General features: G+C 40.8%; 22 protein-coding genes. 4 read left to right on the forward strand and 18 right to left on the reverse strand.

Annotated features, from left to right (window positions below; translation table 11 throughout):
* Positions 1-25: 25 nt before the first annotated feature.
* The 8 genes from J2S25_RS08575 to tgl all read right to left on the reverse strand — a co-directional run bounded on the left by J2S25_RS08575 (position 26) and on the right by tgl (position 6750).
* The gene (locus tag J2S25_RS08575; RefSeq protein ID WP_044394225.1) at positions 26-895 is read right to left on the reverse strand and encodes a carbohydrate ABC transporter permease; all 870 of its coding nucleotides are present in this window, start codon (positions 893-895) and stop codon (positions 26-28) included.
* Entirely contained in the window at positions 892-1887 is a 996-nt protein-coding gene (locus tag J2S25_RS08580; RefSeq protein WP_307191689.1) for a carbohydrate ABC transporter permease, read from the reverse strand. The genes J2S25_RS08575 and J2S25_RS08580 overlap by 4 nt, the downstream gene beginning before the upstream one ends.
* Before the next feature lie 82 nt (positions 1888-1969).
* On the reverse strand, positions 1970-3262 hold the full coding sequence (locus J2S25_RS08585) for an ABC transporter substrate-binding protein (protein ID WP_307191690.1): 1293 nt from the start codon (positions 3260-3262) through the stop codon (positions 1970-1972).
* A gap of 145 nt (positions 3263-3407) precedes the next feature.
* Complete coding sequence (locus tag J2S25_RS08590; protein ID WP_084221826.1) at positions 3408-3530, reverse strand: YjcZ family sporulation protein; 123 nt, start codon at positions 3528-3530, stop codon at positions 3408-3410.
* A 27-nt stretch (positions 3531-3557) separates the two neighbouring features.
* Entirely contained in the window at positions 3558-3656 is a 99-nt protein-coding gene (locus J2S25_RS08595) for a YjcZ family sporulation protein (protein ID WP_023615168.1), read from the reverse strand.
* Positions 3657-3816: 160 nt separating this feature from the next.
* Positions 3817-4116 carry a metal-sulfur cluster assembly factor gene (locus J2S25_RS08600; RefSeq protein ID WP_307191691.1) on the reverse strand — a complete coding sequence of 100 codons (300 nt, stop codon included), beginning with the start codon at positions 4114-4116 and terminating at the stop codon, positions 3817-3819.
* A 185-nt stretch (positions 4117-4301) separates the two neighbouring features.
* Positions 4302-5774 carry a UDP-N-acetylmuramoyl-L-alanyl-D-glutamate--2,6-diaminopimelate ligase gene (locus J2S25_RS08605; protein WP_307191692.1) on the reverse strand — a complete coding sequence of 491 codons (1473 nt, stop codon included), beginning with the start codon at positions 5772-5774 and terminating at the stop codon, positions 4302-4304.
* Between the two features lie 247 nt (positions 5775-6021).
* Entirely contained in the window at positions 6022-6750 is a 729-nt protein-coding gene (gene tgl / locus J2S25_RS08610) for a spore coat transglutaminase TGL (protein WP_307191693.1), read from the reverse strand.
* 239 nt (positions 6751-6989) lie between these two features.
* Here tgl and J2S25_RS08615 point away from each other — a divergent pair, with 239 nt between their 5' ends.
* Together J2S25_RS08615 and J2S25_RS08620 are read left to right on the forward strand one after the other, a co-directional pair.
* Positions 6990-7211 carry a YczO family protein gene (locus tag J2S25_RS08615; RefSeq protein WP_307191694.1) on the forward strand — a complete coding sequence of 74 codons (222 nt, stop codon included), beginning with the start codon at positions 6990-6992 and terminating at the stop codon, positions 7209-7211.
* Positions 7212-7454: 243 nt separating this feature from the next.
* On the forward strand, positions 7455-8687 hold the full coding sequence (locus J2S25_RS08620) for an NAD(P)/FAD-dependent oxidoreductase (RefSeq protein WP_307191695.1): 1233 nt from the start codon (positions 7455-7457) through the stop codon (positions 8685-8687).
* Positions 8688-8737: 50 nt separating this feature from the next.
* Here J2S25_RS08620 and J2S25_RS08625 read toward each other — a convergent pair whose 3' ends face one another.
* Both J2S25_RS08625 and J2S25_RS08630 read right to left on the reverse strand, forming a co-directional pair.
* On the reverse strand, positions 8738-9253 hold the full coding sequence (locus J2S25_RS08625; protein WP_307191696.1) for a M15 family metallopeptidase: 516 nt from the start codon (positions 9251-9253) through the stop codon (positions 8738-8740).
* 308 nt (positions 9254-9561) lie between these two features.
* The gene (locus tag J2S25_RS08630; RefSeq protein ID WP_307191697.1) at positions 9562-10866 is read right to left on the reverse strand and encodes a hemolysin family protein; all 1305 of its coding nucleotides are present in this window, start codon (positions 10864-10866) and stop codon (positions 9562-9564) included.
* 266 nt (positions 10867-11132) lie between these two features.
* Between J2S25_RS08630 and J2S25_RS08635 the strand changes: the two genes are divergently transcribed.
* Positions 11133-12905, forward strand: coding sequence for a methyl-accepting chemotaxis protein (locus J2S25_RS08635; RefSeq protein ID WP_307191739.1), 1773 nt, complete (start codon positions 11133-11135; stop codon positions 12903-12905).
* A gap of 32 nt (positions 12906-12937) precedes the next feature.
* On the opposite strand, the gene J2S25_RS08640 is transcribed toward J2S25_RS08635, so the two are convergent.
* The 8 genes from J2S25_RS08640 to J2S25_RS08675 form a co-directional block, all read right to left on the reverse strand.
* A complete protein-coding gene (locus J2S25_RS08640) occupies positions 12938-13408 on the reverse strand; it encodes a hypothetical protein (protein ID WP_307191698.1) in 471 nt (156 codons plus the stop codon).
* 744 nt (positions 13409-14152) lie between these two features.
* Entirely contained in the window at positions 14153-15700 is a 1548-nt protein-coding gene (gene floT / locus J2S25_RS08645; protein ID WP_307191699.1) for a flotillin lipid rafts scaffold protein FloT, read from the reverse strand.
* An 11-nt stretch (positions 15701-15711) separates the two neighbouring features.
* Positions 15712-16233: an NfeD family membrane protein gene (locus tag J2S25_RS08650; RefSeq protein ID WP_307191700.1), complete on the reverse strand. Its 522-nt coding sequence runs from the start codon at positions 16231-16233 to the stop codon at positions 15712-15714.
* A gap of 239 nt (positions 16234-16472) precedes the next feature.
* A complete protein-coding gene (locus tag J2S25_RS08655; RefSeq protein WP_307191740.1) occupies positions 16473-18035 on the reverse strand; it encodes a BCCT family transporter in 1563 nt (520 codons plus the stop codon).
* A gap of 261 nt (positions 18036-18296) precedes the next feature.
* Positions 18297-19019 (reverse strand): amino acid ABC transporter ATP-binding protein, encoded by a 723-nt coding sequence (locus J2S25_RS08660; RefSeq protein ID WP_084221829.1) that lies wholly within the window; start codon positions 19017-19019, stop codon positions 18297-18299.
* Between the two features lie 28 nt (positions 19020-19047).
* On the reverse strand, positions 19048-19707 hold the full coding sequence (locus tag J2S25_RS08665) for an amino acid ABC transporter permease (RefSeq protein ID WP_044394242.1): 660 nt from the start codon (positions 19705-19707) through the stop codon (positions 19048-19050).
* A gap of 113 nt (positions 19708-19820) precedes the next feature.
* On the reverse strand, positions 19821-20606 hold the full coding sequence (locus tag J2S25_RS08670; protein ID WP_307191701.1) for a transporter substrate-binding domain-containing protein: 786 nt from the start codon (positions 20604-20606) through the stop codon (positions 19821-19823).
* Between the two features lie 492 nt (positions 20607-21098).
* Positions 21099-21344 (reverse strand): hypothetical protein, encoded by a 246-nt coding sequence (locus J2S25_RS08675; protein WP_307191702.1) that lies wholly within the window; start codon positions 21342-21344, stop codon positions 21099-21101.
* Positions 21345-21539: 195 nt separating this feature from the next.
* Here J2S25_RS08675 and J2S25_RS08680 point away from each other — a divergent pair, with 195 nt between their 5' ends.
* On the forward strand, positions 21540-22019 hold the full coding sequence (locus J2S25_RS08680) for a zinc metalloprotease (protein WP_044394247.1): 480 nt from the start codon (positions 21540-21542) through the stop codon (positions 22017-22019).
* Positions 22020-22049 lie beyond the last annotated feature (30 nt).

Consider the following 22049-nt stretch of genomic DNA (forward strand, 5'->3'; position numbering starts at 1 on the left):
CGGGCAATCTCTTTAGTTTCTGTGTTTATCCTTTTGTTCCAGATGAGAGATTCGAGCCTTCGATAAAGTACTTTTGGAAAAAGAAAAACAAGAAAATGACTGGAAGCAATACTGTAACAGACATTGCCATTAAATAATGCCACTGTGTTTGGACCGTACCTTTAAAGGTTTGCAAGCCTATCTGCAAAGTGTACATGCTTTCATCATTAATATACAGCAATGGTCCTAATAGATCATTCCATGCCCCATTGAAAGAGAAAATCGCCACCGTGATTAAAGCCGGTTTTGTCAATGGAAGCATGATATGCCACCAGATTTGCAAATGTCCCGCTCCATCTAGTACAGCTGCCTCCATCAGTTCATTCGGTATCCCTAACATAAACTGGCGAAGCAAAAAAATGAAAAAGGCACTGCCGAGGAATGCAGGCACTAGCAAAGGCAAGTATGTGTTTACCCATCCAAGTTTGGAAAACAGGATATATTGCGGCACCATTGTAACAAATCCGGGAATCAGCATGGTGGAGAGAACGAGAATAAAAAGTGGATTTCTGCCTTTAAAGTGGATTTTAGCAAAACCGTAAGCAACCAACGAGTTCACTAGCACACTACCGATCGTTCCAACAGAAGCTAGAAAGAGAGTATTCAATGCCCAGCGAGTGAAAGGCGCAGTCTGCCAGGCCTCAATGTAATTGTTGAAATGGAACTCCTTTGGGAAAAATGTCGGTGGATATTGGGCAATCTCAGCAGGGGACTTAAGTGAAGTCGAAATCATCCACCATAATGGCAGCAAAATCAGCATACTGCCAGCAATTAACACAAATGTAACAAATGTGTATTTAACCTTATCCTTAAACTTTTTCGTCTCGTAAAATTTTGGAGCAGACACGGAACTCACTTATCATTTCCTCCTTCATAATGCACCCATCTCTTACCGAGCTTCATATTCACTGAGGTCAAAATCATCACGATGAGAAATAACAGCCATGCCATTGCCGAAGCATATCCCATGTTAAAGACTTCAAAGGCGTTATTCCACATATGCAAATTATAGAACAATAGCGAATTCCCGGGTCCTCCGCTGCCATTTTCCGTCATGACATATGCTTCTTGAAAAATTTGAAATGCTCCAATCGTACTGGTGATAACATCAAAAAAGATAATGGGAGAAATCATTGGCAAGGTAATATAATAAAACTTTTGCCACGGCGAGGCCCCCTCCATGTCAGCTGCTTCATACATTTGCGGCGATACCCCCTGCATAATAGCCAGATACAAAAGCATTCCTCCGCCAACACTCCACATTTTCATCAATAGCAATGCAGGCTTGGTCCAATCAGGATCAAACAGCCACGCTGGCCCTGTAATTCCGATCCAACCTAGCATCGTGTTCACGAGACCAGTTGATGGACTCAATAGCTGCATCCAGAGAAGATAGACTGCCACACCTGATAACACCGCCGGCAGATAATAGATGGTTCGGAAAAACTTCATGCCTTTGATTTTCTGGTTCAGGAGAACAGCCAGAATGATCGCACCGGCAGTCGTCAATGGAACTGAAAATACAACATAATAAACGGTATTAAACAGGGAAGTACGAAATAAATCGTCCATCGTAAACATACTTTTATAGTTTTCTAACCCGACGAAATTCATTTTTGAGGTAATATTGTAATCAGTAAAACTTGCAGCCAGACTGAACAGTAAAGGTCCCATTGTCAATCCAAGGAACCCAATGATCCATGGGGAAATGAATAAGTACCCTGCTAGATTATCTTTTGCTTTTTTACTTAGACCTTTTTTCACAGTTGCTTCTGTATCTTTACTTTCCGTTGGCACTTTTGGCCCAGCTTCTGTGTGCACTAATGTACTTTCAGATATTTTCATCATTCCTAAACCTCCTCTTGCAAGTTCATTAACACTAGTTCTTATCAAAAAGAGAAGGGCAGTTGCGCCTTCTCTCTTTTTTGCATTATTTCTTCATTTTTTTAATATCTTCTTCCGCTTGCTTAAGTGCTTTTTCAGGTGCAGTTTTTCCTAATAAAGCATTGTCAATATGCGGATTCAATCTGCTCATATAATCTGGGTAATCTATCGGTACCGGGAACATTTTTGTCTGCTTCAAATTTTTGACTGTCGCTTCATAAACCATTTTATCCGGCCCTTTTAGTTCATTTAGAGCTGCCTCCGCAGCTTCACTATTCGCCACATTATCATAATTTTTGACGGCCCAGTATTTCTGAGCTTTCACATCTGTCAAATAGCGGATAAAGTCCATCGCTTCTTTTGGATGGTTAGAGCCTTTGGGCACTTCTACAACGAAACCGCCTCCTTCAGCCCAATTTCCTGCACCTTTTTCTTTGGCTGGTATGGGCGCAACGCCAAACTCAACATCCTGACCATAATCCCGTAATTGAGTATAGAATGTACCTACATCGATCCACATGGAAACCTTCCCTGCAATGAACGGATTGGACTGTTCGCTGCCAAATTCAGCCTGGAAAGCTTGGACTGTCCTTTCACCAAGCCGTTCCTTCCAATCAAGAATCCAATTTAGCGCCTCCACTTTTTTCGGGGTGTTAATGGCGAGTTCTCCATCTGCAATAAAACCTTTTCCACCATCTGCATTTATCATCCAACTGGAAGCACCAACACTTCCCCAAAGAGGATAGAACCCAATCCGATCATATTTATCGCCATTTTTCACATCCAATTTTCGAGCATATTCCTCCAGTTCAGACCAAGTTGCTGGTGGTTTATTTGGATCAAGTCCCACTTCTTTGAAAGCTTTTTTGTTATAAAATAGGAGACGTGTATCTGTATTGAATGGAACTGCGTATGTTTTTCCATCCTGTTCGACTGTATCCCACAAATATGGATAAAACTGCTGTTTGAATGAATCATCCACATACTCACTAATATCCTCTACCTGTTTGTTTTCAGCACGCTGAGCTACGGTATTAATATCATTGACAATTACATCAGCTGGATTGCTGGCTGCAACGGACGCAAGATTCTTGGTCCAAATATCGCCCCAAGGCAAAAAAGTGTGCTTTACAAAGACTTTGTCCTGTGACAGATTGTAATCATTCACTATTTTTTCAATAATTGGCCTGCGTGTTTCTGATCCCCAGAATGTCCAGAAATCAATTACTACCTTCCCATCTTTCGCTTTTTCAGCTTCTGCACTTTGCTCACCTGAGCACCCAGCCAGCAAGCCGATAATCATTGTTACTGCTAGAAAGAAAGCTAGACCCCTCTTCATCACTGATCCTCCTGTAAAGTAAAGTTAATTCATAAATACAACCTCACTATTACCACTCTCACTGACTTTCTAAACTTTTTATGATGGAATGAAAAAAGTGCTTGCACCAATGGCGCAAGCACTTTTTATCTTCTTATTCCAATCCTTAGAGATAACATGAGCAGCCGACGATAATCAACAGGATAAACAGCACAACGATCAAGACAAATCCGTTGCCGTTTCCAACTCCTCCTACACTACAGCCGCCATATCCACCGTATCCGTACATTCTAAAACCTCCTACCCGAAGTTCAACTTAGTAACCAAAACCCCAAGACGCTCCGATAATAATTAAAAGAATGAACAAAACAACAAGCAAGGCGAAGCCTCCGCCGTAGCCGCATCCTTCTGACATCGTAACAACCTCCTTTTTTTGTGTCCCTATATCCTATTCAACCAAGGATATTTGTGCAATTAAACAACAAAAAAATACTAGCCCAATTCGAAGTATGGGATAGCGGATGGAAAATAAAAAAAGATTGCCATTTAAGTTGCAATCTTTTTTTAGAATTAATTTATAGGTCCAGTAAAAATTTTGCATATCTCGTCATGCGATCCTTCGTCCATTTAGGGGCAGAAACCATTTTGATGTCGATATGCTCAAGGTCTTTCATCTGGTCTGTTAAATGTTCCCGGGCAGAGAGGGCGATATAATCTGCAAGCATACAATTCTCATTCCTGGTGGTCATTACGATTTCCACATCATGATCGTTTTTGACACTGACTTCATAGACGAGGCCCAGGTTCACAATATCGACTCCTAGCATTGGTTCTTTTACTTCCTCGAGCATTTTATAAATATCTTCCTTATCCATATTGCGAACCTCCCTGCCTTCCCTTTTCTATTTATATGATAAAAGATGGCGGATCGATTTTGGAGTGACATAACGAGTTTTCATATTATTGTCAAAATTAAAAGGCTAATTTGTGTCCTTTCCTGATTTTACGATTAGGGAACGCATAAAATCGCAGACTATCGTACTGATAGCCTGCGGAAGATTCAACCGGTTATTTTTTCTTTTTCCTGCTGTTTTTGTAAGTATAACAGTGTGTCTTTATCGGATGATGTAGGGAGTTCATATCTCGTTTGATAATCCTCAGGACCTTTACCGGTGATTAAAATCCATTCCCCTAAGCTTGCGTTTTCCCATGCATCGCGGATCGCTATCGTTCTATCGGTGATAACCGTCCCTTTATTCATCCCATACTGTTTATTTAGTTCCTGCAGCTGATTCTTCATTTCCTCTTCTGAAACACCATTCAAGTCATCGAATGTCAAAATAAATTCATCACTCATTTCTGCAGACGCTTTGATCATATATTCTCTCTTTGTCGTATCTCGCTCTCCGCGAAATCCGAATATATGCTTTATTTTAACAGCATTATGTTCTTGTGCTGCCTGCAGACAGTATTCGATCGCATCCTTTGTGTGGGCATAATCAATAATGAAGGTTGCACCCTCTGGATGTGAAATCATTTCAAATCTTCCAGGAACACCTGGGAAAGTCTTTAAAGCCTCCGTGATTGCATTAGGATGAATGCCAATTTTGACAGTTGTCAGAAAGGCCATTGCGGCGTTATAGGCATTATGGAGACCAGGGGACGGCAGAGTCAATGGATAAACGATGCCGCCCATTTTTATTTTAAATTTGGTTTCCCCGTTTAGCTGAATATCTTCTATTTTTACATCATCGGTTTGAAGATTGCCCATTGTATAAGTAGGAATCTCTTTAGCGTTCAATCGATCAGTTAATGTTTTTCCCCACTTGCACAATCGGCTGACAATTGCCGATCCTGCTGGTTTCATGTAATTGTACATAAGTGTTTTCGCTTCGAAATAATCCTCAATCGTTGGATGGTAATCCAGATGGTCATGGGAAAGATTCGTGAACAGCCCATAATCCAGTTCCAGTCCTTCAATTCGATATTGCTTTAAGGCATGTGATGATACCTCTAAAACAACAAACTCATCGTTGCTTTTGGCCAGCAATTCCTGAATTTGCAAAGCATCTGGGGTTGTATTCGAGGGCTTGTACACCTCATTGTTTATCAGATAAGACACCGTACCAAGCAAGGAACAGCTTTTGCCCGCATACTCTAGAATATGTTTTATCATATAGGAAACAGTCGTTTTCCCGTTTGTACCGGTAACGCCTATCACCGTATGCTTCCTCGATGGATGTTGAAAATAAGCACTGGCGACTCTCCCTAGAGCCATTCTGCTGTCAAACACCTGGATATATGGCACAGCCAAATGATGCTCATTTTCTCCCATCACGGCAGCAGCCCCTTTTTCCATTGCTTCTTGAATAAACTGATGACCATCAATTTGAAATCCAGAAATCGCAACAAACAAATCTCCTGGCTTCACTTTGCGCGAATCCATTTGAATGCCTGTCAACTCAAGGTCTGCACCATTTATGTATTTTTTTAAACTGTTGCCGAGGGCATCCAGTACTTCTGATAACCGCATCTTCAAAAACTCCCTTTTTTCCGCCTGTAAATTACCCATCCGTAACGTAGAATCGGATAGAATTTATCTCCTTTTATATTCCCCTAATTTTTTAAACTATTCCTCGTCTATCGTATAAGAAATCCCTTTTAAAAAAAATGAGCTGAAAGGAGCAGAAGGAGAAAAGCGTAGCATATCGAACATTGGGGCCAGGCCCCACTATAAAAGGCCGACAATACTGCCAGCCTTTTCCAGTTTTTTGGGTTCATTAATTGGAATATTGAGCCAAATACTTAGAGTTTAGCCTGCTATGTTGCTGTAGCATAAAGGCTGATGTGGTCGATCCCTTTTTTCTGAGTGTGTTAAGCGCCTCGATCATTTCCTCTGCTGTTCCAATTCCAATTCCATGACCATAGTATAATCCCTTTCTTAGAAAAACCGCGTTTTCTCCTCTCCAAATCGGCATTTCATAATCCGGATTCATGAAATAGACGACATCCCCGGGAATGAATTCACTCCCTTCTAAGGTAATGATCGCCAAATCATGGTCATAATTCCAGTTCCAGACAAGCAATCCCCTGAATAAGTAGTCAAAATCCGTCACTCTGATGGAATCGAGGACCGCTTTGTAGAAAATAATCACCATTGCGGTAGAGCATTCAAACCCATATTCCTGCCCGTTCGTAAAAATGTCAGAAATGGCATCTGACGGTCTCACATTAGGATTCAGTAAATAGCCGCTTGGACCTTTTGTCCAATAGACTGGATTGAATTTAGAGTATTTAAATGAGGTAAAGGCTACCGAAGCATTTTTCAGGCCCAGCGCCGCTTCAATGATATTTCCCCTTAACCTAATTTCAAATAAGAGTTGAAAGTTTGTATCAAACTCAAACAATGTCAGGCTATGATCCAGAGCTTCGAATATTTCCTTCTGTTTTCCAGACAGATTTTGCAGCTTTTGCTTACCATCCGCATCTGGAAACCGGATAATTATCATGATGCTTCCCCTCCATATTCCAATAATTAAACATACATTCTAACTGTATGAAGGATTAAGGCACAAAAGACATTGGACATCGGGTAAATTAGAATTGTGAAATCATTAGAAACGATAATGTTTTAAATAGACTTAAAAGGGGTATTTCTTTGTTAAAAGGTTTGATAATCACAAAAAACTCGAAAGCATGGTTCCATTAGAACAGAAAGGGAGCCAGATGAAAAAGAGAGGTGAAAAGGATGGTTAAAAAGTCAACTCCTGTAGATAACACGCAAAACATGGACAATCCAGAACAGTATAGTACCCGAAAAAAAAGTCTCCATGATACATTCAAAAGTGAGTTAACTGTTGATCCCATTCCAATCGAAGACCTTAATCAGGAAAAGCAAGAAGAAAAGGACGGTCATCATACAAAGGATTCATCTTCAAGCGCAAAGAAATATATGGATAGTGATCAATAAAAATTAGCCCTGGGAATCCAGGGCTAAGCAGTTTAAAGACAGAAAAAACAATTATTGTTCAAACTTTTGTTAAAATTAACAGCAGAAGATGACTTGATTCCAAAAGAAGATTATAGTAATCTATTGGTATAAAGAATGTGAATTATTTCACAAAAATGATTATAAAAACCAATTCTAGGTTTTATTTTTTTCATCGGTATTGTGAAATATATCACAATGATAAATCGGAAAGAAGGAGATCCAATGAAAACTCCCAAAATAGTGATACTCGGTGCAGGGTATGGCGGCTTGATTACAAGCCGGCAACTGGAGAAATCACTGAGTGACGGCGAAGCAGAAGTAACGTTGATCAATAAACATGATTACCATTATATTTCAACCCAGCTTCATAAAACTGGCGCCGGAACGGCATCAGACGATAAAATCGCGCTGCACATTCCAAATTTGCTCAAGACAAATAAGATTCACTTTAAAAAAGGAACCGTTCAGAATGTTGATTTCGGTAAAAAGAAAGTCTATCTTGATTCTGGCGATAAAATAGAGTATGACTACTTGCTGATCTCTCTAGGTTTTGATGTCGCTACCTTTGATATTCCAGGAGTAGAAGAAAATGCCTTTAAAATCAAAAGCTTTCAGAGCACAAAAGCTATTTATAACCATATTCTCAGACAGTTCTCTGCTTACAAAATTGATGCTGATCCATCTAGACTTACCTTTGCGGTAGCCGGAGCAGGTTTTACCGGTATTGAAATGGTGGGCGAACTCCTTGAAGCATTGCCAAATCTTTGCCGCGCCTATGATATTCCGTTTTCCAAAACAAGAATCATTACTATTGAAGCTTGTCCCACCGTTCTGCCAGGATTTGATCAAGAAGCAATTGATTTTACAACCACTTATTTAAAAAAGAACAATGTTGAATTAATGACTTCTACTAAAATACGAAAATGTTCTCCAACTTCAATTGACTTGGACAATGGAGAGGTACTTCCGTCCAAAACATTGATTTGGGCTGCTGGTGTTCGCGGTAATTTCCTCCTAGAAAAACTAAATTTGCCTATTTCAAGAGGCCGTATTCCGGTTGATGAATTTTTACGGGTAAAAGGTGTAGAAAATGTCTTTTGTATCGGGGATGCTGCATTATGCATGAAGGATGAGAAAAATGCCCTTCCTCCGACCGCACAAGTGGCCTTACAACAGGCAGTTCTATGTGGTCCCAATATGATTGCCAGCCTGAGGGGGGAACCGCTTAAACCTTTCATGTATCATCATAAAGGCACGGTCGCTTCCATTGGAAATAAGGTGGCCGTAGGAAAAGTGTTCGGTTTGAAAATCTCCGGTTCATTTGCTGCTTTAATGAAGCAAGTGATCGAGGCGCGCTACCTCTTAATGCTTGGTGGGCCTAGCCTCATCATTAAGCAGCTGCTTAAAATCAAAAAGCCTTATACAGATGTTTCCACTGTCTCTAATCAAAAATAACAAACCAAAGCATCGGTGCAGTCCATAAGGAATCCTGCCCGATGCTTTGATTAATTTTTTGAGGCAGTCAGCGAGTTTTGCGGAGGCCGTTTCCCACGTTGCAAATCATCAATCGTCAGTCCGAAACGCATTTCAAAATGAGGAAAATCTTTAAAGTGCTCCCAATCTCCTCCCCATTGAAATCCAAGTTCCTTAGCTATGGCAACTACCTCCATCCAATCCGATTTTCCGTTCCCATTTCCGTCATAGGCTGTATCCCACAATGCTTTCCCTTGTTTATCCAATAAGGCAAAATCTATTGCTAGGCCAAAATTATGATAAGAATCCCCAGCTTTTGCGTGGGTGACAATTTGACCATCTGTCGTCCTGCCCTTTTGATACAAAGAATCTTGTTCCTGGAAACTTCTGAATTCATCCGTCACAATGATGCTGATCCCTGAATCAGCAGCCGTCTTGACCAACGTTTCCTTTTTCTCCAAGACAAGCGGATGGAGGTCCTTTGGCAGAGTAGCATCTTCCTGTACTTCCGATCTATTAAGAAACTGGGAATATAGCAGAATCACCATCAAAAATCAACAAGAAAGTGAAGGATGCATTCCCAAACAGCTTTTTATTCACGATAAAAATCCTTTCCGTAAATCTTTCAGTCTATTATAATACGAATTGGAGCCATTAAGGGTTTCATAGAAAAATAAAGGAATGCTTCCGAAAATTCCCTCTTGCTAACACATCTTGCTCATGATATATTAATCAAGCGATGAGCTGAATTGTGTAAGCCGATTGACACTCCTTCGCGGAAATGCACGATGTGGCGTGCAGTCAATCGCCTCAATACGCAGAAAGACGCCTTCTAGGCGTCTTTCTTTTTTATTTTTTACTCCTCTTTTATCTTGGTAACCTCTAAGTAGGCAATGTGGTATTCATCGATCTCAATGATTTTGAAAAGAAACCCTTCTTCCTCAATCTCGTCACCAATTTCCGCATCCATATTCTTGGTCATGAACCACCCGCCAATAGTGTCCACATCTTCTTCGGAAATATGGATGCCTAGCAGATCATTCACTTCATCAATCAATACTCTTGAGCTGAAAAGGTAATGGCCTTCTTTTATCTTTCTAATTTCGGCTATTTCATCTACATCAAATTCGTCACGGATGTCCCCAACGATTTCCTCCAAAATATCCTCCACAGTTACGAGGCCAGAGGTGCCCCCATACTCATCGATCAAGATTGCCATATGGATGCGTTCTTTCTGCATCTTCACGAGCAAATCATGTATGGGAATGTTCTCAATCACCTTAATGACTGGCTTAATAAATGATGACAAAATCGATTCTTTTTGGAGCTCCCTTTGTGTCAATTTCGCAGTCAGTATTTCTTTGATATTAATCATTCCAACAACATTATCCTTCTCCCCATCGACTACAGGGTATCGGGTGTATTTCTCCTCTTGAATCACATCAATAATTTTTTCCACATCGTCCGAAATGTCAAACGTAACAATTTCCGTTCTAGGAACCATAATTTCTTTAGCGATCCGCTCATCAAATTCAAAAATATTATTAACAAAGTTCAATTCATTCTGGTTAATTTCTCCACTTTCAAAGCTCTCCGATAACAGAATCCGCAGCTCCTCCTCTGAATGAGCTATATCATGTTCGGAGGCCGGCTTTATGCCAAATAAACCGACCAAAAGCCGGGCTGATCCATTCAGCGCCCAAATAAAGGGATACATTATTTTATAAAACAAAATAATTGGCTTTGAAAATGCCATGCTGATTGCTTCTGCTTTTTGGATAGCAACCGTCTTAGGGGCAAGTTCTCCCACTACAACATGCAAAAAAGTAATCGAAGCAAACGCGATAGCAAACGATAAGAGACCAGATAATGACTCATTTAGATGCAAGCTTTCAAAAACGGGATGGAGCATCGCTTCCACTGTCGGTTCCCCTAACCAGCCTAAGCCAAGAGCCGTGATGGTAATCCCAAGCTGACAGGCAGACAAATATTCATCGAGATGCGTGATGACGTGTTTAGCTGATTGCGCCCCTTTCCTTCCTTCTGCAATCAGTTGATCAATCCGTGAACTCCTAACTTTCACAATTGCAAATTCAGTTGCAACGAAAAAACCAGTCAATGCAATTAACAAAATCACTAACAATAAATTCGTAATAATCAACGGGCAAGCCTTACATATTGTAAGGCATTCACCTCCTACAGAGCATTTCCTTCAAAATTTCATTGAAATCATTCTTTACATTATACCCGTATGTTTAACAGCTAACACCTTTTATTCACTTAGTCCAAGTATTCGAAACTTTTAAAAGTAGGAATGCATGATCTTTATTTAGAATTTTCCGCTTAACTATTTTTAAATTTTACCGAAAATAACAATAACGATATTTTCGCTAGGCAGAATCAAAAGGAGTGGACAAATTGCGTTTTATGAAAAGAAAGATCGCTGTTAAAAAGAAAAAAGCAGTCGGACCCCTGCTCAAAGGGAATATGAGTTTAAAGCTGAAGATCGTCTCCTTGAGTATCATTTCCATCCTTATCCTTGCAATGGCAACGACTTTATATGCCCAGTATACGATAAAGTCCAGTAATTTCGAGTCAATGGAAGCTGAACTCATGACCATTTCAAGCTTATTGGCGGATCAGGTATCCGTTGGAAAAGCTAATACCATCATCGGCAATCCATCTAAGAACAATCCCGGTGTCACTTCAATGCAAAAACAAATGGATCTAATTCTTAAGGAAAACCCCTTAATACATAATCTCTATTTGATCACTCAGGATGGAAATAAATTCATCGTTCCGACGATGAGTTCAGCAATGATGAAGGATGACCTCACCTATGGTTCACAATATTCCAGCGGAAAAGCGTTTGATCAAGCTGCAATGGAGGCTTTTAAGGAAAACAAAAGAACGACTACGGATATATTTAAGTCAGATACTGGGGCAAAAATGACCGGGTTTGCTCCCATTACCGACATGGGCGGAAAGGCAATTGCCTTATATGGGGTCGAGTTTGACGTTTCCCAAATCAATAAGAAAATCAATCGTGAAGTTGCAGGGATTTGGGTCATGTCGATCATTATCCTGCTCCTTTCAAGCGCAGCTATGTATATCTTGGTTTCAAGGCTGATTAAACCTTTAAATAAGATTAAAAATTTGACGTCGAATATTGCAAATGGTGATTTATCGCAAGATGACATCAAGGTGCGTTCAAAAGATGAGATCGGTGCCTTAGCAGAAAGCATCAATGTAATGACTTCATCGCTCCGCACCTTGGTTTCACAGGTGCAAGCAAGCACGAAGGAAGTTTCCAATGAAACAACAGGGTTATCAAGTGTTGCTTCCAGCTCTGTTGAAGCCATCAGGGAATTAACGGCCGCGAACCAACAGGCGGCAGCAAGTACACAGGAACAGAATGCCAATATTGAGGAAATGCAAGCAACATTGGAAGAAATCAATGCAGGAATTGAAGAAATTAACGCTTCCGCACAGCAGGCTAGCTTCATTGCCAAAAATTCAACTGCCACTTCCAAAGAAGGCACGAAAAGGATTGATGAAATGCTGGAGGGACTGGAATTAGTTGACGAAAACACAAATCATCTGGCTAATATTATTACAGAGCTGGAAAAGCAATCAGACAAAATCACCCAATTCGTTAAGATCATTAACACCATTTCGGACCAAACAAACCTGTTGGCATTGAACGCAGCCATAGAAGCGGCAAGGGCTGGTGAACACGGAAAAGGGTTTGCAGTGGTCGCAAGTGAAGTCAGAAAGCTTGCTGAAGAGAGTGCGAAGTCAGCTGCAACCATTATTACCATTGTAAATGAAAATGTCCAAAATACACGCAATGCAGTAGATTACATCTTTAAGACAAGAGAAGCAGTACAATACAATAAAAACCTGTCCACTCACGCCAAAGAAACACTGAAGGATATATATGAAACCACTTTAGAGATTGAGGATAACTCAAACAATATTGCTTCGGCGATTGAACAGCAGGTGATTGCGATCGAACAAATCACAAACTCACTCGACACCGTCTCACAGGCTTCCCAGCAGATTGCAGCAGGAACTAACCGAACAGATCAATCTACTCAGGAACAATTGCGAATCGCTGAAAATGTGAATGAAACAACGAAAACCCTGCAACAAACAGCTTTAGAGTTAGAAAAACTGACCGCCCAGTTTAAATTATAGAAAAGATAAAAAGGATGCCTGTGGCATCCTTTTTATCTTTTCCTGAATCCTTCTTCTTCTAAATACTGTTTTGCTTCATTATAAGATAGAAATGTGCCATCCAAATTTAGGCCGGCATATACATTCCAACTGTCTTCTTCATGAACTAAGATTAGCGTGTGATTGTCTGTATTGACCCAGCGCTCGTCTTTATAGTCTTCGATAATAGCTGATTCAATCGTATTGCTAGCTGTAAGTGACTCAATGGAGAGTTCAATGATCGTTTTTAGCTCGTCCCCAGTAAAATCGCGAATATTCACCATACCCTTCCCATCAGACTCATATCCATCTAAAAATTCTCCATAGACATACCCATTTCCGTTTGGATGTAAGTGATAGACAACAATTTTCTTATCATAGCTGCTATCTGGATAATGAAAGTTCACACGGTTCATAGAAACATTTTTTCGTTCAAGCTCTTGGAAAGATTCAATAATGGAAAGTTTTTGATCAAAAGTCAGCATAATTGCCTCCAGATTCAGAAAGATTTTATGATTCTGTTCATTATAACATTTGGCAAACACATAACAAAAAATTACTTTATTATTGTCAAAGCCTTATTCAGACAGAACCAAAGCAGTCCGAACCCATTGGACTACTTTTTCCGGTTTTCCCTGAAACCTGTCCGAACTCCGGCCTACTTCGGACTACTTTTGCCTGTTTTTCCCGTAACCTGTCCGAACTTATTCCATTAATCTATGAGAGTTATTCATAATAAGTATCAGAAGTCCTACCAGTTGATACGTAGTTCTTCTTCACAACTTTCGTAATTGATTTCTTACTGATTTTTCCATCGCACCATTCATTGATAATCTGCGTCGTTATTTTAATTTCCGGAAAGAGAATTTTTAAATCTTGAATAGATCGCAGAACAGCTTGTTCAATCCTTTCCTGTTCACCACATTTACCGCAAACCAAATCAAAATTTTTAATCTCCGTTTTAAATGAACCACAAATATGGCAGTACATCCCTTTTTTCAATTTTTCATAATTATAGTCTAGCAGAGTGGTATACGGATTTTTCTCATGATGCAATTCAAGTAATTTTTGGGCGAGTAGTTTATGATTCTGACCTAACTTAGAAGGTGTATCATTTAGTTCTTTTAAAAAACGATTTATCTGGGTCGTCCATCTTTATGAATATTTCGTTAACATTTTCCCCGCATACAAAACCCGCCTGAATTTGTTACTTCAGACGGGTTTTCCTTCTATTCTTCCTGCTTGACAGCTGCTTGAATTCCATTTTTAGGCTTATTTTCCCGAATTTCATCTGTAGATGCTTCGATGCTGTTTTTGACATTGGCTTTTCCTGAGAAGTTCTCGATCAGTTCTTTAACATCAATACCTGATGATGCTTTTAGTGATTCCTGGAGTGTTGACATTAAATTCGTCGCATAGCTGGTTACTTTGTTTGCTCCGCCATTGGGCCCACTGCTACCAGTATCGACAACGGTAATTTTATCTATGTTGCCAAGAGGAGCTGCTATCTGCTTCGCGTATTCAGGAAGCATTTTTACGATCATATCGAGAATAGCTGCCTGGCCAAACTGTTCAAATGCCTCGGCAATCTTTTCTTTTGCCTCTGCTTCCGCGATTCCTTTCAGGCGGATGATTTCAGCTTCTGTTTCCCCCTGTGCTCGCTCGGCATCAGCCTTTGCGAGTCCATCCATGCGGATTCTTTCTGCTTCGGCACGCGCCATTGCTTCAATGCGGTATTTATTTGCATCTGCTTCGGCGATTTGTCTTGCTTTGTCTGCGGCTGCAGATTGCTCAACTGAGTAGCGGTCTGCATCGGCTTTTTTCTTGACCTCGGAATCATATTGCCGTTCACGGCGGAGAATTTCTTTTTCCTCGAGCTCGATTTGCTTTTGGCGCTCGATGATCTTGACCTGCATTTCCTGTTCTGTTACCTCTTGCTGGGCACGGGCATTTTCGAGGTCATATGCTTGGTCGGCACGAGCCTTGGCAATGTCTTGTTCACGGCGGAACTCAGCCCTTTTCAACCCATTGATTTTTTCAGCTTCGGCGATTTCAGTCGCACGTTCAAATTCGGCTTTCTTCGCTTCTTTATCTGCTTCCGCTTTTTTGATGCGTGTTTCTTTTTCTGCATCGGCAGTTGCGATATCTGCATCACGTTTTACTTGGGCAATTCGAGGTTTCCCTAGAGAATCAAGGTACCCATTTTTGTCTCGGACATCTTTAATCGTAAACGAAACAATCACTAACCCCATTTTTGCAAGATCCTGGGAAGCAACGCGCTGGACTTCCTGGGAGAATTTATCACGATTTTTATAGATTTCTTCGACAGTCATCGATCCTAAAATCGATCGTAGATGCCCTTCTAATACTTCTTTCGCTTCATTTTCCCGATCTTCTTTTGACTTGCCAAGGAACTGTTCAGCAGCAGTGGCGATTTCACTAATGGATCCGCCAATTTTGATTATCGCAGTACCGTCTGCCATCACGGGTACTCCCTGTTCTGTGTAGACCTCCGGAGTTGTTACTTCAAGCTTACTGGACAGCAGGCTGAGCGGGCGAGATTGTTGAAACACCGGAAGGATGAATGTACCCCCGCCCCTGATGATCTTGATCTTATTATTCGATTCATCTGTATGCACATTGCGGCTGCCAAGGAAACTTCCTGTCACAATCAAGGCTTCATCCGGTCCAGCCGTTTTGTATTTTGTGATGAAAACGGCGACCAATGCGATGAGTAAAAAAAACACAAAACCAATTACGATAAACATTAGATCCATACCTTCTCCTCCTAAAAATCGGTCTCTAATTCTTCATATAATTTTACTTGCAGCACTCCTTTTTCAATGTCGATCACGAGTACTTTTTTGCCATAAGGAATATTGGTGTTTGTGAAGCTGACTGCCGGTTTGGAGATGCGGCCACTTATATTCTCAAGCAAGACTTCCCCATATCCATCTGACGGAATCCCAGTGATGACGGTACCAATTCTTCCCCGCAAGTCACTCTCTTTGTAGACAAGTGACTCCTCAGCTTTCGATAAAGGAAGTAACACAAACACATTCATTAAAGTGACAAGAATAAGAGCAATAATGGCTGCTGCTCCAGCAATCAACAAGCTGTTCAGCCTAGTGAAAATTTCGCTTAAATATCCCCCTGCAGAAAAAATTGTCACAAATGAAAAAATCAATGTCGGATTCACAAAAGGAATTGCTTCTGTCAGTCCTTCAAGGGCGTCACCGAAAAAAAGATAAAGAATCGTGATAACACCCGAAATCACCAATCCGTATAAGTAAATTGTTTCTATCGGCATGCCCAATCACCCCTCGCTAAAATCGAAATTCCTACCCTCCCTTATTCCATATATTTCTTGATATGTAATACGATTGGACCGGAAAAAAGTTTCAAGCTTTATTAAAATAATTCATTTCTCCTTCACTGGATGCAAATTAGTCCTTGACCGAAAATAAGCTTAGCGAAAAAAGACCGCAAAGAGATTCGATGGAAATCGACCCTCTCTGCAGTCTAAATCTGTTTGCAGGCTTCCTGGCATTATTTTTTATTTTTCTCCTGTTCATTGCTTGCCGCTTTCTCCAGTCTCCTGAATCTCCTTAAATCTGCCGGTCTAATTGGCAATGGTTCTTTTTTCAGGAGCTTAAGGATCGAAAATATCAACAGCAGAAGCAAGACTGTAAATGGAAGTGCGGCAATTAAGGAAGCAGTCTGTAAAGCTTCCAGTCCACCGGCGTATAGAAGGACTGCAGAAATAGCAGCCATTAGTGTACCCCAGACAATTTTAGCAAAAATGGGAGGATTTAAGCTTCCAGATGTGGTCATACTTGCAAGGATATAGGTTGCTGAATCTGCTGAAGTGACCAGAAATGTGAAAATCAAAATAATCGATAGAATCGATAGGATGGTTGACATTGGCAAAACTTCAAATGTCTTGAATAAAGCAGATGTTAAATCAGCATCGACTGCTGCAGCAATACCCGTGTCATTCTGCAGATCATTCCATAATGCCGTCCCGCCGAATGCGGCAATCCATAGACAAGCGATCACAGGAGGAATCACCATGACACCAAAAATATATTCGCGTATTGTTCTGCCCTTTGAAACCCGGGCCACGAATGCCCCAACAAATGGCGACCAGGCAATAGCCCATGCCCAGTAGAAGATTGTCCAGTCCCTTGTCCAGGTTCCTTCCTGGTAAGGCTGCAGCCTGAGACTGTACTGAATGAAGTTGGCAAAATAATCCCCGATTGCAAGTGTGAAGCTTTCCAAAATAAAAACAGTAGGCCCGGCAATCAGAACGAACAATAAGAGAACCAGGGCAAGTCCTAGATTTAGATTGCTCAACATCGCAATTCCTTTATTAAGCCCAGTGGAAGAAGAGATCATATAGGCAATGAAAATGACTAAAATAATCCCCAATTGAATCATGATTGAATTCTCCGTATCAAAAACAGCATTCAATCCGCCATTCATTTGCAGAACACCAAGCCCCACAGATGTGGCGATTCCCATCACCGTTGCAATAACTGCGAGTGTGTCAATCGTATTTTTCACTACAGGCTTTGTACCTGTAATCGGCTCAAGAGCTGTAGAAACCAAGCCGTCTTTTTGTTTCCTGAACTGAAGGAAACCAATTACCAATCCAACAATCGCAAACACGGACCACTGACTTACACCCCAGTGAAAAAAGGAATATCCCATCGCAACTCTTGCTGCACTGCGGGATTCCCCTTCTATATTTGAAAACGGAGTAGCGAAGAAATGACTCATTGGTTCTGCGATTCCCCAGAAAACAAGCCCTGCTCCGAATCCAGCTGAAAAAAGCATGCCAATCCAGGTGAAAAAGGAGAATTCAGGTTTTTCTCCTTCACCGCCAAGCCGGATGGATCCATATTTACTAACAGCCAGTCCAATCAGGAATAAAACAATAATGAACACGGCAAGCAAATAGAACCAGCCAAAATTCACCGTCGTAAATCGAAACAAATCACCAGCTACCGCGCCAAATCTCTTAGGCATGGCAGCACCAACTACGACGAACAATAAGATCACCGCAGCTGAAACTGTAAAAACAAAGTTCGATAAAATATTTTTGAGCATGTCAGCCTCCATAAGATCGATGATTTTTCCGTAATGCAAAAAGAAAAGCGCAAGCGCCTTGGTCAGCCCCGACAAACGCTGCCCGCCTAGAATGCCACGTCCTGTGCCTCGGATGGCCGACCAGAGAAGTCGTTCTTTCTTATTCTTTTTAGTTAATTTGTATTCTGCATTCTTTTTCCCTTAAATATCCTCAACGCAACGAACTTTTCCCGCTTGTTCCCGTCCAATAAACAAACGCTTAGAAGCCTAAGCGTTCAAACATTAAAAAATATTGCTTAAAAACTCACGTGTGCGTTCTTCTGTTGGATTTTCAAAAAACTCTTCTGGCCGTCCGACTTCGACGATTCTGCCTCCATGCATGTATACAACCCAATCAGCCACCTCGCGGGCAAATCCCATTTCATGTGTGACGACGACCATCGTCATGCCTTCTTCTGCAAGCTCCTTCATCGTTGTTAAAACTTCTCCAACTAATTCAGGATCGAGAGCTGAAGTTGGCTCATCAAACAACATGATGTCAGGTTTCATCGCTAGGGCTCTTGCAATAGCTACCCTTTGCTTTTGTCCACCTGACAGCTTGGATGGATATACTTTTTCTTTATCAGCAAGTCCAACCTTTGCAAGCAGTTCTTTTGCCTCTTTGATCGCCTGTTCCTTGCTGACACCCTTCACATGGACTGGTGCCTCCATAATGTTCTCAATCACGTTTTTATGAGGAAATAGGTTAAAGTGCTGGAAAACCATGCCGATTTTCTGGCGTACTTTATTCAAATCATGGCTATCAGCATTAATTTCCTCCCCTTCAATGATAATTTGCCCATTATCTTTGATTTCCAAAAAGTTCAGGCAGCGTAGCAAGGTGCTTTTTCCCGAGCCGCTGGCGCCAATCAGGCAGACCACGTCACTTTCTTTGACATTTATATCGACATCCTTCAATACATGAAGATCGCCAAATGATTTATTCAATTTCTTAACTTCAATCATATCCCGTCCGTCCAAATTTATTTCCTCCTTAGTCACTTACGGATAGTTTTTTCTCAAGCAATCTAACTACAATAGATATCAAATAAACAAGGAATAGATAGTAAACGGCAACTATGAGCAAATAGGTCATATTGTCAAAATCGTTTGATCCCATTGTTGTTGCGACATTGAATAATTCATACATTCCAATGAAGGCTGCTAGTGATGAATCCTTGAGGCCGATGATGAATTGATTCCCAAGCGGAGGCAGGGCACGGCGAAAAGCTTGTGGCAGGATAATTCGTCTCATGCTAAGGGATCTGCTCATTCCTAGAGACCGACCTGCTTCCATCTGGCCTTTGTCAATGGATTGGATAGTTCCTCGGAAGATTTCCGCAATATACGCCCCGTTATGGAAAGCAAGACCAAGTGCTACTGACCAGAAGGCCGATATATTAAAACTCGTCATTCCAAAATAGAAGATAAAAATCTGGACAATTAATGGAGTTCCTCTAACCAGATAAATATAGGCATCCGCAATCCATTGCAATACTTTGACTCCTGAAATTTTTAAAAAGGCGAAAAATAGCCCAATAAAAATTGCGATTAAAATCGAAATTGCTGTAACTTGCAACGTGAGCATCATGCCTTTGAGAAAGACATCATACGTGGCAAAAAAAACATCTATAACATGCGTTAGGCTTGGCAAAATACATTCAACTCCCTATTGGCTCATATTCATTCATTCATGTTATCAAACAGGATATTTAAGCAGAAACGAATGTGCGGGATAACCGCACATTCGCCAAAGTTAACAACCTATTATTCCGGTTTGACCGTGATGTCTTCACCAAAATAGTTTTCACTGATTTTTTTCAACGTTCCATTTTCTCTCAAAGTATCCAAGGCTTCGTTGACTTTTTTCAGCAGTTCATCGTTGTCTTTGGCTATTGCAATTGCCTGTTCGCTTCGGCCAAGAAGCTCTTTGCCTTCAATCTCAAGGCCGGCGCCAATTGCTTCCTTACCTGTAATAAAGTCCGTTATAACAGCGTCGTGCCTGTTGTTGGCTAACGCTTCTAAAGCAGTTACGTCACTGTCATAAAGCACAATATTATCTGTCACTTCTTCAGCTGATGTTGCATAAGTGGACCCTTTTGCAACAGCTATTTCCAATCCTTCTAAATCTGAAAGCTTCTCAACCTTACTGTCAGGTCTGACAAAAATCTGCGGTCCCGAATAGTAGTATGGAGTAGAAAAATCAACATGCTGCGACCGTTCTTCATTGATGGTATGACTTGCCACAGCAGCATCAAAGCGTCCTGTTTTCACACCTTCCACAATGCTTGCAAACTTGAATTTTTGTTGGTTCGGTTCTAGACCGAGCTCCTTAGCGACTGCTTCGGCGACATCGATGTCAAAACCAGTCATCTGTCCCTCTCCATTCGTTACGCTGAATGGCTTGAATTCACCCGAGGACGCAAAAGTGAACTTTCCGTTCTCAGCCAGCTTCATTCCGCCTGCACCGGATGTCGTTTCCTCGCTGCCACAAGCAGCCAGTAGACCTGAAATTGCCACCATAGAAATAATTAACGAAACTATTTTCTTCACTGTTTAAAACTCCCCCTCATAATCTATAAACTTTTTATCTGTTAATCGGCATCATAAAATTATATGAAAACCGCAACATTCAACCTTGCAATCATCTACCCTCTTTTCTTCCGAACGAAACTTTTTCTGCAAAACAGTTCTTTTGACCTCTTACACAGGAGTTTCATGGACAAGAATATATTTATAAATATAATTGTAACAATCGTGTAATATTCATACAAAATCCTAATTGTCTGATAATTAACGAAAATAGGGGCTAATACTTCTTCTCCTTCACTCTGCTTGGCGAGCCTCCCTATTCCCGTCCTATACTCATCGATGCGCTCGATTCTTCATTGTACGACAAGATATGCGGAAAAAACACACTATATAAAAAAAGCCAGAACCACTAAATGCATGGCCTGGCATTACTCTAAAGATGTTATGAAGTTTTCACAGGGGTAGACAATAAAAATGGACGCGATCAAACTCCGGTGAAGTCAATAACGATCCTTACAACCACCTAAAACCTTTTCGTTCTTCTCCTTCTTCTCCCACATCAGAGTTGCTTTCTTCTTTTCTTTCATGCTCTTCATCGGTATCAAGTGCCTGACTTCTTCGCGGACCAAAAAAAGCGAAGGGGTGCCTTCTTTCTCCTTGCTGCTCTCTTTCCCCGTCGTGAATAATTTCTACTTCCTTAGCGTAGATTGTCAGATGATCCACATGAATTTCCTTGCCCGGTTTTTCCTTTGACATCATTTCACCTCCAGTATTTTTGTTCAGTACTATTCTATTCTTTCTCCATAGAAAGGGTATAGGCAATAACTTTTCTCTTTTTTCCATAATGAGGAAGTTATATCTTGATTTTTAAGTTCCTGAGTTCGTTTATAATCATTCACCTGGGGAAAAATTCAACAGACTATTTTTTAATCCTATGAAGGAGGTTCTGACTTCATGTTCGGTTTTTCAGATTTTTTAAGTTTTCTCCTTGCCCTATTTTTCATTTATCCGATTGTTTCACTCGTCCATGAATTAGGACATTCCTTCTTTGCATGGCTGTTCGGCGGCAAATTCAGTTTTTCACTTGGACGAGGGAGAACAGTTTTTAAAAAAGGACCCTTTATCTTGAATAGCATGTATTTTTTGGATGCCTTTTGCGAATACGGCCAGTTAAAATGGAATAATAGGCTTACCCACTTTCTAGTCCATGCCGGAGGAGTAATTTTTAATCTTGGCTCCGTAGTGGTCCTAAACATTCTGATTTCCAAAAATATCATAGAACCTCAAACATTTTTTGTCCAATATTCCTATTTTTCAGTCTGGTTGGCAGCTTTTTCGTTGATACCAGTCGATTATGGAAATGAAAATTACAGTGACGGCCTTTCCATTTACCACGTCCTTAGAAACCATAAATGGCCAAAATTAACCGGGTAAAGAAGAAAAGCCTGAATCCCTTGTTAATCA

Origin of the sequence: Mesobacillus stamsii (assembly GCF_030814065.1) — a bacterium.
Taxonomy (GTDB): domain Bacteria; phylum Bacillota; class Bacilli; order Bacillales; family Cytobacillaceae; genus Mesobacillus; species Mesobacillus stamsii.

Coding starts and splice junctions, on each gene's coding strand:
- J2S25_RS08580 (WP_307191689.1), bottom strand. CDS start 1,887: ATGATGAAAATATCTGAAAGTACATTAGTGCACACAGAAGCTGGGCCA.
- J2S25_RS08585 (WP_307191690.1), bottom strand. CDS start 3,262: ATGAAGAGGGGTCTAGCTTTCTTTCTAGCAGTAACAATGATTATCGGC.
- J2S25_RS08590 (WP_084221826.1), bottom strand. CDS start 3,530: ATGTACGGATACGGTGGATATGGCGGCTGTAGTGTAGGAGGAGTTGGA.
- J2S25_RS08595 (WP_023615168.1), bottom strand. CDS start 3,656: ATGTCAGAAGGATGCGGCTACGGCGGAGGCTTCGCCTTGCTTGTTGTT.
- J2S25_RS08600 (WP_307191691.1), bottom strand. CDS start 4,116: ATGGATAAGGAAGATATTTATAAAATGCTCGAGGAAGTAAAAGAACCA.
- J2S25_RS08605 (WP_307191692.1), bottom strand. CDS start 5,774: ATGCGGTTATCAGAAGTACTGGATGCCCTCGGCAACAGTTTAAAAAAA.
- tgl (WP_307191693.1), bottom strand. CDS start 6,750: ATGATAATTATCCGGTTTCCAGATGCGGATGGTAAGCAAAAGCTGCAA.
- J2S25_RS08615 (WP_307191694.1), top strand. CDS start 6,990: ATGGTTAAAAAGTCAACTCCTGTAGATAACACGCAAAACATGGACAAT.
- J2S25_RS08620 (WP_307191695.1), top strand. CDS start 7,455: ATGAAAACTCCCAAAATAGTGATACTCGGTGCAGGGTATGGCGGCTTG.
- J2S25_RS08625 (WP_307191696.1), bottom strand. CDS start 9,253: ATGGTGATTCTGCTATATTCCCAGTTTCTTAATAGATCGGAAGTACAG.
- J2S25_RS08635 (WP_307191739.1), top strand. CDS start 11,133: ATGAAAAGAAAGATCGCTGTTAAAAAGAAAAAAGCAGTCGGACCCCTG.
- J2S25_RS08640 (WP_307191698.1), bottom strand. CDS start 13,408: ATGCTGACTTTTGATCAAAAACTTTCCATTATTGAATCTTTCCAAGAG.
- floT (WP_307191699.1), bottom strand. CDS start 15,700: ATGGATCTAATGTTTATCGTAATTGGTTTTGTGTTTTTTTTACTCATC.
- J2S25_RS08650 (WP_307191700.1), bottom strand. CDS start 16,233: ATGCCGATAGAAACAATTTACTTATACGGATTGGTGATTTCGGGTGTT.
- J2S25_RS08655 (WP_307191740.1), bottom strand. CDS start 18,035: ATGCTCAAAAATATTTTATCGAACTTTGTTTTTACAGTTTCAGCTGCG.
- J2S25_RS08660 (WP_084221829.1), bottom strand. CDS start 19,019: ATGATTGAAGTTAAGAAATTGAATAAATCATTTGGCGATCTTCATGTA.
- J2S25_RS08675 (WP_307191702.1), bottom strand. CDS start 21,344: ATGATGTCAAAGGAAAAACCGGGCAAGGAAATTCATGTGGATCATCTG.
- J2S25_RS08680 (WP_044394247.1), top strand. CDS start 21,540: ATGTTCGGTTTTTCAGATTTTTTAAGTTTTCTCCTTGCCCTATTTTTC.